Origin of the sequence: Pseudomonas sp. Z18(2022), assembly GCF_036346535.1 — a bacterium.
In the GTDB taxonomy this organism is placed as follows: Bacteria; Pseudomonadota; Gammaproteobacteria; order Pseudomonadales; family Pseudomonadaceae; genus Aquipseudomonas; species Aquipseudomonas yamanorum_A.
This window is the reverse complement of record NZ_JAOTOA010000004.1, coordinates 21,891-36,332: the sequence shown is the minus strand read 5'-3', so window position 1 is coordinate 36,332 and position 14,442 is coordinate 21,891. Positions and strand designations below refer to the sequence as shown.

Below are 14,442 nucleotides of genomic sequence, written 5' to 3'. Positions count from 1 at the left end.
TGTGTGCTTATTGCACGCTGTAGTTGAAGGTGGCGGTGAAGCGCTGCTCGTTACGTCCACCGAAGGCTTGTTCGGGGAACGGTTTCACCTGCTTGATACGGCGCAGGCTGTTGGTGGCGGCCCGGTTGAGCAGCATGCTCGGCGCCGGGGTCTGGATCCCGGAGTCGAGGACGCGGCCTTGGCGGTCCACCATTAACCAGACCACCACCTCGCCGCTGGGGCGTTCAAGGGACGCCTGGCGCCCGGTGGGGTATTGCTTGTACGTGTCCAGCTCGTTGCGCAAACCCTTGAGGTAACCGCCTTCCAGCGCCTGGCCGTCGACTTTCGGCGGTGCCGGTGGCGCGGCGGGTGCCGGGGTAGGGGCGGGAGCGGCTTGCACGGGCTTGGCGGCGACCGGGGCCGGCGCAGGTGCTGGCGTTGGTTTGGCGGCCACCGGCTTGGGGACCGGTTTTGGTTTTGGCTCAGGTTTTGGCAGTGGTTTTGGCACTGGCTTGGGTGGTGGAGGCGGCGGGGCAGGCTCGGCCTCTTCGTCTTCGATCACCGGTGGCGGAGGTTCTTCAACCACGGGCTCGGGCACCACTTCCGGCTCGGGCTCGACCAGGGCGAGTTCAACCGCCGACTCGTCGTACTGCGGCTGGATTTTCAGGGGTTGGGACTGGATACCCAGTGCAATCAGCACCAGGGCGATCAGGGCCGGGACACTGCCCAGCAGCCGACGCGCACGAAACAAGGCATACATGATCAGGACTTTTTCGTGGCGATGGAGACGGAGGTAAAGCCACCCAGGCGCAGGGTGTCCATGACTTCAACCAGGCGCGACACTTCCACGCCTTTGTCGCTGTTGACGATGATGGTCGACTTGGTGTCTGGCTTCTCGCCGGCCTTGAGTGCAGGCACCAGCGCGTCGACCGTCATGTCCTTGCCATCGAGCTGCAGCTGGCCGTCCAGGCCCAGGGTCAAGATGAATTTATTTTGTGGCTTGAGCTGCTGTGAACTGCTGGCGCTCGGCAATTGTGTCTTCATGCCCAGGGCGGGAATCACGTTCAAACTCACCAGTACAAAAAACACCAAAAGAAACATCATCACGTCGATCATCGGGATCAGTTCGATGTGTGCCTTGCGCTTTTTGGGTTCATCCCAAGTTCTCATGCCGCTACCCCGTTGTTGATTAGGGGCGACACGCTAGCAACGAAAAATGACCGAATGGTTAACATTAATTTAAGCTTTTAAGGCTCTATTACGGCACTCACAAGCAGGCATGCGGATTATTTATGTACGTAATGAAACTGACACGGTGCGCGTACATTCTGGGAGAATTTATTTCCAGAGCCCTCTGTCATGAGCGTTGCCCTACCTTTTTTATCCACGCCGCGATTGGTGTTGAAAGCGTTACACAAGGACCAGGCCGAGCTGCTTTGTGCCCTGGCCAACGGGCCGCTGATTGCCGAAAACACTGCGACTATCCCATCGCCCTATACCCTTGACGTGGCCCACGCGTTTATCGGTGAACTTGAAGAAAAGTATCGTTCGGGGACGGCGCTGGGCCTCGGCATTCACCTGCGGGAAACGCAAGAGTTCGTGGGGATGGCCAGCATTCGCCTGTCGGCCAATCATCACAGCGGGCTGCTGGGTGGATGGATGGCGGCGCATTGCCGTGACCGTGGCTACGCCGCCGAAGCCGCCTGTGGGCTGATGCACTTTGGCTTCAGCGAATTGGCGCTGCACCGTATCGCAGGGCAGTGTTTTACCCGTAATAAAGCGTCGGCCCGGGTGATGCAGAAAATCGGCTTGCGTTACGAGGGCTGCCAGCAAGGCGCTTTCCTCAAGGACGGGGTCTACGAAGACCTGTCGATGTTCGGCGTATTGCGCAAGGATTGGCAGAATCCGCTCGAACCCAGCGAGTACCCGCTATGAGCCATCTGCCAGACCCAGGTCGCCGCAGGGTCCTGGGCGGCCTGGCGGTTGCCACGGCGTTTTCGATCCTCAGCCCGTTCGCCCGCAGTGCGGGCATCGACTATCCCTTCACCCTGGGGGTGGCTTCAGGCGATCCATTGCCCGATGGTTTCGTGATCTGGACACGCCTCGCGCCGCTGTTCAATGCCGCAGATGGCCGCGGCGGATTGAGCCGGGCGGTGCCGGTACGCTGGAAAGTGGCCAGTGATGCGGCGATGACCCACATTGTGCGTCGGGGTGAGGTCATGGCCCGCGAGCGTTTCGCCCATTCGGTGCATGTGGAAGTGGCCGGGTTGGAGGCAGGCCGGCCTTACTGGTACCAGTTTGAAGGCCTCGGTGCGCAAAGCCCGGTAGGCCAGTCGCGCACGGCGCCAGCGTTGCATGCCATGGCGTCGGCCCGGTTGGGTTTTGTCTCCTGTTCCCATTGGGAGCGAGGCTACTTCAGCGCTTATCGCCATTTGGCCGCTGAGCAGCCGGACCTGGTGTTTTTCCTTGGTGACTACATCTACGACAGTTCCTATGCGGCCGACTCCGGCAAGATCATTCGTCCCCACGGCAGCGGCAATGCGCTGAATCTTGCGGATTACCGCAACCGCTACGCCCTGTACAAGACCGATCCGGATTTGCAGGCGCTGCATGCTGCGGCGCCCAGCGTGGCGACCTGGGACGATCACGAAGTGCAAAACGACTACGCCAGCCAGTGGTCCCAGGACCCGAGCATTCCGGTGGCGGCGTTTCTCAAGCAGCGTGCAGCGGCTTACCAAGCGTTCTATGAACATATGCCGCTGCGGGCCAGCAGCCTGCCGCGCGGGCCGGACATGCGTGTCTATCGGCGTTTGGACTACGGGCGACTGGCACGTTTCCACGTGCTGGACGGCCGGCAGTATCGCTCCGAGCAACCGTGTATTTCAGCAAACGGCAGTCGCAAGGGGCATATCGCGGATGACAGCTGCATTGACCTGCGCAACCCCCGGCGCACCATGCTTGGCTGGGAGCAGGAAGCGTGGCTGGACCGGGGCTTTGCCGAGTCCCGGGCACAGTGGAACGTGATCGCCCAGGACCTGCTGGTGGCGCCGCTGATTCAACGTGACCCCGAGAGCAAGGCGCTGGGCCATTGGACGGATGGCTGGGATGGCTATATCGCGACCCGCGAGCGGGTGCTGGCCTCTATCGAGCGCCGCCGGGTGAATAATCCGGTGTTCTGGGGCGGTGATATTCACTCGTTCTGGACCACCGACCTGCACACCGATGCCAATAACCCGGACTCGCCGGTAATCGCCACCGAGTTCGTCGGCACGTCGGTGACCTCCGACGGGCCGCCATTCGAGGCCTTCAGTTCGATCCTGCCGCTTAACCCCCATGTGAAGTTTTTCGACAGCCGCCAGCGCGGCTATGTGTCGGTGGCACTTGAGGAGAAGACTATGCTGACGAACTTCCGGGTGATTTCCGATCCCCGGGACCCACATGCCAGTGTCTCGACCCTCAAGTCATTTGTGGTGGAGCCGGGCAGGGCGGGGGCGATTGCGGTCTAGTCAGTCGAGGCTGTAGCGCACCGACAATGCACCTTTTTTCTCGGACAGGGCCAGGATCGTTACCTGGCCCACGTCCCCCAGGGCCTGCACATGGGTGCCGCCGCAGGCATAGGCCGGCAGTTCGCCAAAACCCACTTCCCGGGTGCCGTCATCCAGCGTCATATGGCGTGGCAGGTTGGCCGCAATCCATTGGTCGACGCGCTGTTGAATCGCTTGCGCGTCCATGGCCTGGGCCGAGGTGCCGCGAATAAAGGTGATCTTGCCTTCGCCGGGCCAGTGATGGGCCTTGATCGGCATCCAGCCCAGGGTTTCGCCGGCATTGCCGATCAGGTGCCCGGCCGAATGCAGGCGCGTGTGCAGGGTGCGGCGTTCTTCATCGACGCGTGCCTGTATCGTGCCCAGTGCCACGGGGCGGTCGACGTAATGCACGACATGATCGCCTTCCTGCACCACCTTCAGTACTTGGCTTTCCCCCAGCCAGCCAGTGTCGGAAGGCTGGCCGCCACCTTGGGGATGGAAGATCGTTGACTGCAGGATCACGGCAAACTGGTTGTCAGAAGGTGTGCATCCCAGCACTTCGAGTTCGGCATTCAGGTGGTCATGGGTAAAAAACAGGCGCTGGGTCATCATTTACATCCGCATCAGGGTTTCTATTGGGCAGTATAAGAAGTGCGCCAATGGGTGATAATCCGTTCAAATCTCAATGGACTTGTGCGTCATGAGCATCAATCTTCCCTTGCCGCTGCTGGGTGAAATGGCGATTTTCGTCAAGGTGGTGGAAACCGGCAGCTTCTCCGAAGCCGCGCGGCAACTGGGTGCTTCGCCGTCATCCGTGAGCCGCAGTATCTCGCGCCTGGAAAAGGCCCTGGCGACGCGCCTGCTGCAACGCACCACCCGCAAGCTGCGCCTGAGCGAAGGCGGTGAAGAGGTGTTCAAGCGCTGCCAGGAAATGCTCAGCGCCGCGCGCTCGGTGATGGAAATCAGCGGGCAATACACCCATGAGGCAGAAGGCTTGGTGCGGGTCAGTGTGCCCAAGGCGGTGGGGCGGTTTGTGGTGCATCCCCATATGCCGGAGTTTTTGCGGCGTTACCCCAAGGTCGATGTGCAACTGATCCTGGAGGACCGGCACGTGGATTTGATTGATGACAATGTCGACCTGAGCATCCGCATCACCGACAGCCCGCCGCCGGGGTTGGTGGGGCGCCAACTGCTGCCCATCGAACACTTGGTCTGCGCCACGCCGCAGTACTTGGCTGAGAACGGTACGCCCCGGCATCCCCATGATTTGCTGGAGCACAGTTGCATCTACTTGGGCGAGACGCCGGGGGATGCGCGCTGGAAGTTTCGCCAGGGCAGCAAGGCGGTGACGGTGGGCGTGCGCGGGCGGTACGCGGCCAATCACACCGGGGTACGGCTGGATGCGGTGTTGCAGCACGTGGGGGTTGGCAGCTTGCCGTACTTCACGGCGCGGCATGCGCTGGAGGCGGGGGAGGTGGTGCAGGTGTTGCCGGAGTGGGATTTTATTGCGTCGTACCACGGGGATGCGTGGTTGCTGCATTCACCGACGCGGTATCTGCCGCCGAAGTTGCGGGTGTTTATTGATTATCTGGTGGAGTGCATGGCTAAGGAGCCGACGCTGAATAAACGGTAGGAATGTGGCAGCGGATTTGTGTGGGAGCTGGCTTGCCTGCGATAGCAACGCCGTGGTGTGACTGACACACCGAGCCGCCTGCATCGCAGGCAAGCCAGCTCCCACATATTTTGATCTTCAGCGTTTTTTACATCAGTGCTTTGGCTGGTCATTGGACATGGCCAACAACTGCTTTTCCTGGTTCCAGTCGAACGGTTCGTCGTTCTGTTCAGCTTCAAAGCGACGTTCTTCCAGGGCCTGGTACAGGTCCAGTTCGTCATCGGGCATGAAGTGCAGGCAATCGCCACCGAAGAACCACAGCAGGTCGCGCGGCACCAGGTGGGCAATTTGCGGGTAGCGCAGGATGACCTGGCTCATCATGTCCTGACCCAGGTACTGGCTTTCGATCGGGTCGATCGGCAGCAGGGCGCGCAGTTCATCGAAGCGCTCCAGGAACAGGAGGTGGCTTTCCTCGGGAACCTGTTCGGCTTCGCCGACGGCAACCAGGATGCTGCGCAGGTGGTCGAGCAAGACGAGATGATCGGCAACGACGTTGGACACGAGATAAGTCCTCAAGAGCAAAACGGGCGCGAGAGTATATAGCTCAAGCGCCCGTTTTTATATGACCGCTGGGTTCAGCGGACTTTTCCCTCAGCCTGGCTCAGCTCTTCCTTGCTGAAATCATCCACGTCGATCACCTTGCGCCGCGCCGCTTCAGCGTCACGCAGGGTCTGCGCCTCAGCCGGTTGCAGCACGCCGGCATGCAGCGCGGCGTCGATGGCGTGTTCGCCAGCGGTAGGTTTGACCTGGCCGCTCTTGAGGCCTTCGTGGAGTTTTTTCTGCAACGGATGGCTGTCGGCCAACAGGTCGTAGGCATGTTGCAGGGCACCCACCGGGTCCTCGGCGGATTGCGGGCGATAGCAGCCAGCCAGCACCGCTTCCAGTGCCGGGTCGCCCTTGGCACGCCCAATCACGGCGGCTACTTCAGCATCCAGCGCATCGGACGGGCCCTTATGGCGACGGCCGAACGGGAACACGATCACCCGCAGCAGGCAGCCCAGCACCTTGCTCGGGAAGTTGGTGAGCAATTCATCCAGAGCACGCTCGGAGTGGCCGAGGCTTTCTTCCATGGCCCAGGCGAACAGCGGGCGCAGGTGGTCTGGCGAGTCCAGGTCGTGGTAACGCTTGAGCGCTGCCGATGCCAGGTACATATGGCTCAGCACATCGCCCAGACGTGCCGACAGGCGTTCGCGACGTTTCAGTTCGCCGCCCAGCAGCATCATGCTCAGGTCTGCCAGCATCGCAAACGCTGCGGCTTGGCGGTTGAGTGCGCGGAAGTAGCCCTGGCTCAAACTGTTGCCCGGGGCTTTTTCGAAGTGACCAAAACCGAGGTTCAGCACCAGGGTGCTGGCGGCGTTGCTTACGGCAAAGCCGATGTGTTGCAGCAGCAGGCCGTCGAATTCCTTCAGCGCCTGGTCATGGTCTTCACGGCCGGCCAGGGCCATTTCCTTGAGTACGAACGGATGGCAGCGGATCGCGCCCTGGCCGAAGATCATCAGGTTGCGCGAGAGAATATTCGCGCCTTCCACGGTGATGAAGATCGGCGCGCCTTGCCAGCTGCGGCCCAGGTAGTTGTTGGGCCCCATGATGATGCCCTTGCCGCCGTGCACGTCCATTGCATGGCTGATGCACTCGCGGCCGCGTTCGGTCAGGTGGTACTTGAGGATCGCCGACAGTACCGAGGGTTTTTCCCCCAGGTCGACCGCGTTGGCGGTGAGCATCCGCGCGCTGTCCATCAACCACGCGTTGCCGCCGATGCGCGCCAGGGCTTCCTGGATGCCTTCAAAGGCGGCCAGCGGTACGTTGAACTGCTCGCGCACCTGGGCATATTGGCCGGTCACCAGGCTGGTGAACTTGGCGGCGCCAGTGCCGACGGCGGGCAGGGAAATCGAACGGCCCACCGAGAGGCAGTTCATCAGCATCATCCAGCCCTTGCCGAGCATTTCCTGGCCGCCGATCAGGAAGTCCAGGGGAATGAACACGTCCTTGCCGGAGTTGGGGCCGTTCATGAACGCGGCGCCCAGGGGCAGGTGGCGGCGGCCGATTTCAACGCCGGGGGTGTCGGTGGGGATCAGCGCGAGGCTGATGCCGAGGTCTTCTTCGTCGCCCAGCAGATGGTCCGGGTCATGGGCCTTGAAAGCCAGGCCGAGCAAGGTCGCTACCGGGCCGAGGGTGATGTAGCGTTTTTCCCAGTTCAGGCGCAGGCCAAGGGTTTCCTTGCCTTCCCACTCGCCTTTGCAGATCACCCCGGTGTCGGGCATGGAGCCCGCGTCGGAGCCCGCCAGCGGGCCGGTCAGGGCAAAGCACGGGATGTCGTCACCACGGGCCAGGCGGGGCAAGTAATGGTTGCGTTGTTCATCGGTGCCGTAGTGCAGCAGCAATTCGGCCGGGCCCAGGGAGTTGGGGACCATGACGGTGGAGGCGAGGTCGCCGCTGCGGGTCGCCAGTTTCATCGCGACCTGGGAGTGGGCGTAGGCGGAGAAACCCTTGCCGCCGAATTCCTTGGGGATGATCAGGGCAAAAAAGCCATGCTGCTTGATGTGTTCCCAGGCCGCCGGCGGCAGGTCCATGGCCTGGCCGATTTCCCAGTCGGTGACCATCGCGCACAGTTCTTCAGTGGGGCCGTCGATGAAGGCTTGTTCTTCTTCGGTCAGTTGCGCCTTGGGGTAGGCCAGCAACTTGTCCCAGTCAGGACGGCCGCTGAACAGCTCGCCGTCCCACCACACGGTGCCGGCGTCGATGGCGTCGCGCTCGGTCTCGGACATCGGCGGCAGGACTTTCTGGAACCAGTTGAACAGCGGCGCGGTGAAGTACTTGCGGCGCAGGTCCGGCAGCAGCAGCGGGGCGGCCACCACGGCGATCAGCACCCAGAAGATCAGCAGCAACCAGCCTGGTGCATGGCTGAAGGCGCCCATTGCCAACAGGTAGACGGCCACCACGCCTATGGCGGGCAGGGGCGCGGTGCGGCGGTGTGCCAGGTAGGCAACGCCGACCACCAGAACCAGTATCCACAACAACAGCATATTCAATCCTCCGTGAAACCAGGTGCGAAATCACCTCTGAGCTTAGTCGGCATCCGAAAAAGCAGGGTGACGAGGGTGTTACGTGGTGTGCCGGGGGAAGTTCGCCATCAGGCGCCGACATTTGGCCGAATCGTCGTTATCGCAGCTCGCAGGCGGTGGTTAGACTCCAGGCTTGCCTCGGAGATTAACCTCATGAATGCGTACTTGAATCCCGGCCGCTTCATCGATAGTGACCACCCTGCGGTGGTGGAGTTCGCCGAAAAACATCGCGGTTCGAGTGCCGCACCCCGTGACCAGGCAGTCAGTCTTTACTACGCCGTGCGCGAGGCGGTGCGCTACAACCCCTATACCTTCAGCCGCGACCCGCAAACCCTCACCGGCAGCTTCGCCCTGGCCGCCGGCGAGAGTTATTGCGTGCCCAAGGCGACGCTGCTGGCAGGGTGCGCAAGGCACTGCGGCATTCCAGCGCGTATCGGCCTGGCCGACGTGCGCAACCACTTGTCGACGCCACGTTTGATCGAACTGCTCAGAAGTGACGTATTTGCCATGCACGGCTACACCGAGCTGTATCTGGATGGCCGCTGGGTGAAAGCCACGCCCGCCTTCAACCAGCAGCTGTGCGAACTGTTCGACGTGCCGCCGCTGGATTTCGACGGCATCCACGACAGTGTTTTCCACGCCTTCAACCGCAAGGGCCAGCGCTCCATGGAGTACGTGGTGGACCATGGGCAATTTGCCGAGGTGCCCGAGGAATTCTTCTTCGCCCACCTGCAGAAATGTTACCCGCACCTGTTTGGCGAGCAGATGCCGATCCTGTTGGGGGACATGCAGAGTGATTTAAGCCGGGCGTGATCCGGCGTATGCTGCCCCGGCATTCATCCAACCATCTTTTTCAAAATCGGGGCGGTCATGCTGAAAATCTGGGGTCGTAAAAATTCGTCAAATGTCAGGAAGGCACTGTGGTGCGCCGAGGAACTCGGCCTGGACTATGAGGCAATTGATGCGGGCGGGGCTTTTGGTGTGGTCGACACGCCGCAATACCGCGCACTGAACCCCAACGGCCGGGTGCCGATGATTGAAGATGGCGACTTTGTGCTGTGGGAATCCAACACCATCGTGCGTTATCTGGCCGCCAAACATGCGCCGGATTCGAATTGGTACCCCAGCGACCTGCAAGCCCGGGCCAATGCCGAAAAGTGGATGGACTGGACCACCTCGACCCTGGCCGAACCGTTCAAGACCGTGTTCTGGGGCGTGTTGCGAACCCCGGCTGAAAAGCAGAACTGGGACACCATCAATGCCGGTCGCCAGGCCTGCATCGATGTCTTGCAGACGGTGGATCAGGCCTTGGCCGTGCAACCTTACCTGTCCGGCAGCGAGATCGGCATGGGTGATATCCCCTTGGGCAGCTTCATTTATGCCTGGTTCGAAATGCCCATCGAACGCCCGTCGATGCCTAACCTTGAGGCCTGGTACCAGCGCCTGCGTGCGCGCCCGGCGTATCAGAAATCGGTCATGACCGCGTTGACCTGATACCCACTATTAATACGGGTGACTGTACTTGTGCGGCGCGGACAAGCACCATGCTTGTCACGCGCAGCCGTTGTATTCCGTGCGGTCTGCCCTCATGTAACAATTCTATTCCTCTTCTTTGGTGCGTAATCCGATATGAGTTCCGCTCTGTCCATCCGGCAGCTAACCAAAACCTACGGCAACGGTTTCCAGGCCCTGAGTGGTATCGATCTGGACGTCGCCGAAGGTGATTTCTTCGCCTTGCTCGGCCCCAACGGCGCCGGCAAATCCACCACCATCGGGATTCTCTCGACCCTGGTCAACAAGACCACCGGTACGGTGAATATCTTTGGCCACGACCTGGACAAATCCCCGGCGGCGCTCAAGCGCAGCATTGGCGTGGTGCCCCAGGAGTTCAATTTCAACCAGTTTGAAAAGACCTTCGACATCGTCGTGACCCAGGCCGGTTACTACGGCATCCCGCCGAAGATCGCCAAGGAACGCGCCGAGCAATACCTCACCCAACTGGGGCTGTGGGACAAGCGCGACGTGCCTTCGCGTTCGCTGTCCGGCGGCATGAAGCGTCGCCTGATGATCGCCCGCGCCCTGGTGCACGAACCGCGCCTGCTGATTCTCGACGAACCGACGGCGGGCGTGGATATCGAGCTGCGTCGCTCGATGTGGACGTTCCTCACCGAACTGAACCAGAAAGGCATCACCATCATCCTCACCACGCACTATCTGGAAGAGGCTGAGCAGCTGTGCCGCAACATCGGCATCATCGACCACGGCACCATCGTCGAAAACACCAGCATGCGTAACTTGCTGAGCCAGTTGCACGTCGAGACCTTCCTGCTCGACCTGAAAAACAACATGTCCGTGCCACCGCAGTTGATCGGCTACCCGAACCGCCTGGTGGACAGCCACACGCTGGAAGTCCAGGTAGACAAAGCCGTGGGCATCACCGCGTTGTTCGGCCAGTTGGCCACCCAGAACATCGAAGTGCTGAGCCTGCGTAACAAAACCAATCGCCTCGAGGAGTTGTTCGTGTCCCTGGTGGAGAAAAATCTGGCGAAGGTGGCGGTATGAGTTCGGAACTGCAACCCAACCTCGTCGCGCTGCAGACCATCGTCTACCGCGAAGTGAAGCGCTTTACCCGGATCTGGCCGCAGACTCTGCTGCCGCCGGCGATCACCATGGTTTTGTACTTCGTGATCTTCGGCAACCTGATTGGCCGGCAGATTGGTGACATGGGTGGTTTCACCTATATGGAGTACATCGTGCCGGGGTTGATCATGATGTCGGTGATCACCAACTCCTACGGCAACGTGGTGTCGAGCTTTTTTGGCAGCAAGTTTCAGCGGTCCATCGAGGAATTGATGGTATCGCCGGTGTCACCTCATACGATTTTGATCGGCTACACCCTGGGCGGCGTGCTGCGCGGGTTGATGGTCGGGGTGATCGTGACGCTGCTGTCACTGTTCTTTACCCATTTGCAGGTGCATCACCTTGGGATCACGCTGCTGGTGGTGGTGCTGACGGCGACGATTTTTTCGTTGCTGGGGTTCATCAACGCGGTGTTTGCGCGCAACTTTGATGATATTTCGATTATTCCGACGTTTGTGCTGACGCCGCTGACGTATCTGGGTGGGGTGTTTTATTCGATCACCTTGTTGCCGCCGTTCTGGCAGACGGTGTCGTTGGCCAACCCTGTGTTGCACATGGTTAACGCCTTCCGTTACGGCATCTTGGGCGTGTCGGATATCAAGATCAGTGTGGCGATTACGTTTATGCTGGTGGCAACTGTGGTGCTGTATGTGGGCTGTGCGCGGTTGCTGGTGAGTGGGCGTGGGATGCGCACCTAAGCGTTGAGGTGTAATGAAAAACGGCCTTCAGATGAGGCCGTTTTTTTTGTGTTTGGTTGGGGGCATATCCGTTGTTTAGGTAACGGCAGCTTATGGTTTCGCTCTTACAGCGAGTCACTTTGCAAAAAAGCGGCAAAGTAACCAAAACGCTCTGCCCCGTCGCGGCTAAACCGGCGTCCTGCCGGTTTACCCGCTCTCAATCCCTGCGTTCGGCCTCGGGCTGAGTGGGGCAGTCAGATCAAGAGCAAGATCAAGATCACAAGCACGGCGGCCTGAAAGCCGACCTGAGTGTTAAAAGCCAGATCAAAAGCCGCTTTTCTGTAGGAGCTGGCTTGCCGGCGAAGAACCTGAGAACGCCGCGTTCATTCAGGACGCCAGCGTCATCGTTAACGACCATCGCCGGCAAGCCAGCTCCTACAGGGGATCGTGCCCGCTGTAGCTTTTGATCTTGATCTTAGGCGCCCCGTTAAACCACGCTGCCTGCGTTCGGGCACACCGAGCCTAGGCGAGGTGCCGAGTGGTGGGGCAAGAGCGTTTTGCTTACTTTTGACTGGGCCGGCATTCCGGCTGTTCAAAAGTGAGCCGCTGTAAGAGCGGAACCATAGGCGGCCATCACCCAAAAAACGGATATACACCCAACCCACAACCCCCACTCACCGCCGCAAAGCCAACTCAATCAACTCATGCAGCTCTTCCACCTGCAGCGGCACGGTAGAAAACAGACTGCGAAACACGGTGGGCGCCACGATCAGGTTAATCAGCCGGTCCACACTGGGCGCAGTTTCAGCGTCGCCCGGATAGCGATCCAGAATCATCTCCAACTGCCCGGTGAGAATCCCCACGCAATACCCCGGCGCCTGGCTGCATTGCACATCACGCATCATCTCGCGACCCAGGTCCGAACTCATTTCATCGCGATATTGCTCACCCCAGGCCCGCAGGTCACCGCGCAGGCTGCCAGTGTTGGCCGGCTCACTGTCCGGACGCAGACGAGCCATGGCGACATCAGCCAGCAGCGCAGCCAGGTCACCCCAGCGGCGGTAGATGGTCGAAGGTGTGACGCCGGCGCGCGTGGCTATCTGCGGCACAGTCACGCTGGAGCGATCCTGCTCCTCGAGCAATTCACGCACAGCAGAATGAACGGATTCTTGTACCCGGGCACTACGGCCCCCCGGGCGGAGGCCTTCTTTTATCGCCATGCGTAAAACCTTAACACAAAGAATTTGCTTTAAGCGCCCTCCAGTAGCACACTCAGCAAAAGCAAAATATTAGCTTTAGCGGAGCGTGCCCATGTCCAGCGTTACTTCCCATCGTTCCAGCCTGGTGTTCCTGGCGATCACCTTGCTGACGTTCCTCGCCGCCTCCAGCGCGCCGACGCCGTTGTACCACCTCTATCAGGAAGGCCTGCACTTTTCGGCTGCGATGCTGACCCTGGTGTTCGGCATCTACGCCTTGAGCCTGCTGGCTGCGTTGCTGACGGTAGGTTCTTTGTCGGACCACCTGGGACGCAAGCCGGTGATTTTCGCCGCGCTGCTCCTGGATATGCTGGCGATGCTGCTGTTTATCAATGCCGACAGCGTCGGCTGGCTGATTGCAGCCCGCACGGTACAAGGCTTTGCCACCGGCATGGCCACTGCCGTATTGGGCGCCGCGCTGCTCGACACCGACCGCCAGCAAGGCCCGTTGGTCAACAGCGTGGCGCCTTTGCTGGGCATGGCCTGTGGCGCCATGGGCTGCAGCCTGCTGGTGGAGTTCGCGCCGATGCCGACCACGTTGATCTACTGGACCTTGCTCGGCTTGATGCTGGCCCAGGCGCTCTACGTCTGGCGCCTGCCGGAAACGGTCAGCCGGATTCCCGGCGCGCTGGCCTCGCTGTGGCCCACCTTGCATGTGCCGCCCCAGGCGCGGCGTGCGTTGTGGATCTCGTTGCCGGTGGACGTGGCGGTGTGGGCCATGGGCGGCTTTTACCTGTCCCTTGCGCCCTCGCTGGTGCGGGCGGCGACCGGCTCCACCTCGAACCTGATCGGTGGCGGGCTTGTCGCGGTATTGACGTTGAGTGGTGCGGTGATGATCTTCAGCCTGCGCAACCGCCCGGCGGACAAGGTCCTGCGCTTGGGCGCGGTACTGCTGGCGGTGGGGGTTGCGCTGATCCTCACAGCCGTCCACAGCGCCAGCCTGCCGCTGTTTTTTGTCGCCACGCTGATTGCCGGCGGCGGCTTTGGCTCGGGATTCCTCGGCGCACTGCGCAGCGTCTTGCCGTTGGCCTTGCCCCATGAACGGGCCGGTTTGATGTCGGCGTTCTATGTGCTGAGTTACCTGGCGTTCTGTGTGCCGTCGCTGCTGGCGGGCAACCTCACCCGCAGCTTCGGCTTGATCGCCACCACGGACGGTTATGGCGTAGTGCTGATCGTACTGGCGCTCGGCGCTTTGGTGGCGCTGCTGTTGCAGGATCTGGCCAGGAGCAGGGCGACGGCGGGCAGTTGATTCGGTAATAATCCGCCACCTGTATGCCTTGGGATTCATCCATGAAGATCATCCGCAGCAAAGACTTCACCGGCACCCGCGCCTGGGAGGCGCTGGACATCGCCAACATGAACGGCATCACCACCCGTTTGCACTGGACCGACCAGCCCTATCGCTGGCACGTCAACGATGGGGAAGAGGTGTTCGTTGTGCTCGATGGCCAGGTGCAGATGCACTACCGCGAAAATGGCGCCGAACAGATGGCCTTGCTTCAGGTAGGCGACATCTTCTATGCCAGCGTCGGCACCGAGCATGTGGCTCATCCACAGGGCCCGGCGCGGATCCTGGTGATTGAATCTGAAGGCAGCGTTTAACTGTATATCTGCAAAACAGATAACAGTTAG

Annotated in this window: 15 protein-coding genes; 9 read left to right on the top strand and 6 right to left on the bottom strand. The window is 60.8% G+C overall.

Annotated elements, in window-relative coordinates; all coding sequences use genetic code 11:
- Positions 1–7 precede the first annotated feature (7 nt).
- On the bottom strand, positions 8–739 hold the full coding sequence (locus tag V3W39_RS10930) for an energy transducer TonB family protein (RefSeq protein WP_177079829.1): 732 nt from the start codon (positions 737–739) through the stop codon (positions 8–10).
- Between the two features lie 2 nt (positions 740–741).
- Positions 742–1,149 carry an ExbD/TolR family protein gene (locus tag V3W39_RS10925; protein WP_177042736.1) on the bottom strand — a complete coding sequence of 136 codons (408 nt, stop codon included), beginning with the start codon at positions 1,147–1,149 and terminating at the stop codon, positions 742–744.
- 189 nt (positions 1,150–1,338) lie between these two features.
- Between V3W39_RS10925 and V3W39_RS10920 the strand changes: the two genes are divergently transcribed.
- Together V3W39_RS10920 and V3W39_RS10915 are read left to right on the top strand one after the other, a co-directional pair.
- A complete protein-coding gene (locus V3W39_RS10920) occupies positions 1,339–1,914 on the top strand; it encodes a GNAT family N-acetyltransferase (RefSeq protein ID WP_330212627.1) in 576 nt (191 codons plus the stop codon).
- Positions 1,911–3,485 carry an alkaline phosphatase D family protein gene (locus V3W39_RS10915; RefSeq protein WP_330212626.1) on the top strand — a complete coding sequence of 525 codons (1,575 nt, stop codon included), beginning with the start codon at positions 1,911–1,913 and terminating at the stop codon, positions 3,483–3,485. Before V3W39_RS10920 ends, V3W39_RS10915 begins: the two co-directional genes overlap by 4 nt.
- On the opposite strand, the gene V3W39_RS10910 is transcribed toward V3W39_RS10915, so the two are convergent.
- Complete coding sequence (locus tag V3W39_RS10910) at positions 3,486–4,112, bottom strand: alanyl-tRNA editing protein (protein ID WP_177135083.1); 627 nt, start codon at positions 4,110–4,112, stop codon at positions 3,486–3,488.
- Positions 4,113–4,203: 91 nt separating this feature from the next.
- On the opposite strand from V3W39_RS10910, the gene V3W39_RS10905 reads away from it, so the two are divergent.
- Positions 4,204–5,136: a LysR family transcriptional regulator gene (locus tag V3W39_RS10905; RefSeq protein ID WP_330212625.1), complete on the top strand. Its 933-nt coding sequence runs from the start codon at positions 4,204–4,206 to the stop codon at positions 5,134–5,136.
- Between the two features lie 132 nt (positions 5,137–5,268).
- Here the strand turns inward: V3W39_RS10905 and V3W39_RS10900 are convergent, their stop codons facing one another.
- Together V3W39_RS10900 and V3W39_RS10895 are read right to left on the bottom strand one after the other, a co-directional pair.
- A complete protein-coding gene (locus V3W39_RS10900) occupies positions 5,269–5,676 on the bottom strand; it encodes a PA2817 family protein (protein WP_003217220.1) in 408 nt (135 codons plus the stop codon).
- A gap of 74 nt (positions 5,677–5,750) precedes the next feature.
- On the bottom strand, positions 5,751–8,198 hold the full coding sequence (locus V3W39_RS10895) for an acyl-CoA dehydrogenase (protein ID WP_177121613.1): 2,448 nt from the start codon (positions 8,196–8,198) through the stop codon (positions 5,751–5,753).
- A 192-nt stretch (positions 8,199–8,390) separates the two neighbouring features.
- Between V3W39_RS10895 and V3W39_RS10890 the strand changes: the two genes are divergently transcribed.
- The 4 genes from V3W39_RS10890 (at position 8,391) to V3W39_RS10875 (ending at position 11,575) form a co-directional block, all read left to right on the top strand.
- Positions 8,391–9,050: a transglutaminase-like domain-containing protein gene (locus V3W39_RS10890; protein WP_330212624.1), complete on the top strand. Its 660-nt coding sequence runs from the start codon at positions 8,391–8,393 to the stop codon at positions 9,048–9,050.
- 57 nt (positions 9,051–9,107) lie between these two features.
- The gene (locus tag V3W39_RS10885; RefSeq protein WP_201124968.1) at positions 9,108–9,731 is read left to right on the top strand and encodes a glutathione S-transferase family protein; all 624 of its coding nucleotides are present in this window, start codon (positions 9,108–9,110) and stop codon (positions 9,729–9,731) included.
- A gap of 135 nt (positions 9,732–9,866) precedes the next feature.
- Entirely contained in the window at positions 9,867–10,799 is a 933-nt protein-coding gene (locus V3W39_RS10880) for an ABC transporter ATP-binding protein (protein ID WP_177042728.1), read from the top strand.
- Entirely contained in the window at positions 10,796–11,575 is a 780-nt protein-coding gene (locus V3W39_RS10875; RefSeq protein WP_003217229.1) for an ABC transporter permease, read from the top strand. The genes V3W39_RS10880 and V3W39_RS10875 overlap by 4 nt, the downstream gene beginning before the upstream one ends.
- 653 nt (positions 11,576–12,228) lie before the next feature.
- On the opposite strand, the gene V3W39_RS10870 is transcribed toward V3W39_RS10875, so the two are convergent.
- A complete protein-coding gene (locus V3W39_RS10870) occupies positions 12,229–12,774 on the bottom strand; it encodes a TetR/AcrR family transcriptional regulator (protein WP_177048527.1) in 546 nt (181 codons plus the stop codon).
- 91 nt (positions 12,775–12,865) lie between these two features.
- Between V3W39_RS10870 and V3W39_RS10865 the strand changes: the two genes are divergently transcribed.
- Both V3W39_RS10865 and V3W39_RS10860 read left to right on the top strand, forming a co-directional pair.
- On the top strand, positions 12,866–14,059 hold the full coding sequence (locus tag V3W39_RS10865; RefSeq protein ID WP_177078249.1) for an MFS transporter: 1,194 nt from the start codon (positions 12,866–12,868) through the stop codon (positions 14,057–14,059).
- A 41-nt stretch (positions 14,060–14,100) separates the two neighbouring features.
- Positions 14,101–14,412, top strand: a complete 312-nt coding sequence (locus V3W39_RS10860; protein WP_177048523.1) for a cupin — start codon at positions 14,101–14,103, stop codon at positions 14,410–14,412.
- The last annotated feature ends 30 nt before the right edge of the window (positions 14,413–14,442 follow it).

Excerpts from the sequence above, each read along its gene's own strand:
- V3W39_RS10930 (WP_177079829.1), bottom strand. The coding sequence starts at position 739 with ATGTATGCCTTGTTTCGTGCGCGTCGGCTGCTGGGCAGTGTCCCGGCC.
- V3W39_RS10925 (WP_177042736.1), bottom strand. The coding sequence starts at position 1,149 with ATGAGAACTTGGGATGAACCCAAAAAGCGCAAGGCACACATCGAACTG.
- V3W39_RS10920 (WP_330212627.1), top strand. The coding sequence starts at position 1,339 with ATGAGCGTTGCCCTACCTTTTTTATCCACGCCGCGATTGGTGTTGAAA.
- V3W39_RS10915 (WP_330212626.1), top strand. The coding sequence starts at position 1,911 with ATGAGCCATCTGCCAGACCCAGGTCGCCGCAGGGTCCTGGGCGGCCTG.
- V3W39_RS10910 (WP_177135083.1), bottom strand. The coding sequence starts at position 4,112 with ATGACCCAGCGCCTGTTTTTTACCCATGACCACCTGAATGCCGAACTC.
- V3W39_RS10905 (WP_330212625.1), top strand. The coding sequence starts at position 4,204 with ATGAGCATCAATCTTCCCTTGCCGCTGCTGGGTGAAATGGCGATTTTC.
- V3W39_RS10895 (WP_177121613.1), bottom strand. The coding sequence starts at position 8,198 with ATGCTGTTGTTGTGGATACTGGTTCTGGTGGTCGGCGTTGCCTACCTG.
- V3W39_RS10890 (WP_330212624.1), top strand. The coding sequence starts at position 8,391 with ATGAATGCGTACTTGAATCCCGGCCGCTTCATCGATAGTGACCACCCT.
- V3W39_RS10885 (WP_201124968.1), top strand. The coding sequence starts at position 9,108 with ATGCTGAAAATCTGGGGTCGTAAAAATTCGTCAAATGTCAGGAAGGCA.
- V3W39_RS10880 (WP_177042728.1), top strand. The coding sequence starts at position 9,867 with ATGAGTTCCGCTCTGTCCATCCGGCAGCTAACCAAAACCTACGGCAAC.
- V3W39_RS10875 (WP_003217229.1), top strand. The coding sequence starts at position 10,796 with ATGAGTTCGGAACTGCAACCCAACCTCGTCGCGCTGCAGACCATCGTC.
- V3W39_RS10870 (WP_177048527.1), bottom strand. The coding sequence starts at position 12,774 with ATGGCGATAAAAGAAGGCCTCCGCCCGGGGGGCCGTAGTGCCCGGGTA.
- V3W39_RS10865 (WP_177078249.1), top strand. The coding sequence starts at position 12,866 with ATGTCCAGCGTTACTTCCCATCGTTCCAGCCTGGTGTTCCTGGCGATC.
- V3W39_RS10860 (WP_177048523.1), top strand. The coding sequence starts at position 14,101 with ATGAAGATCATCCGCAGCAAAGACTTCACCGGCACCCGCGCCTGGGAG.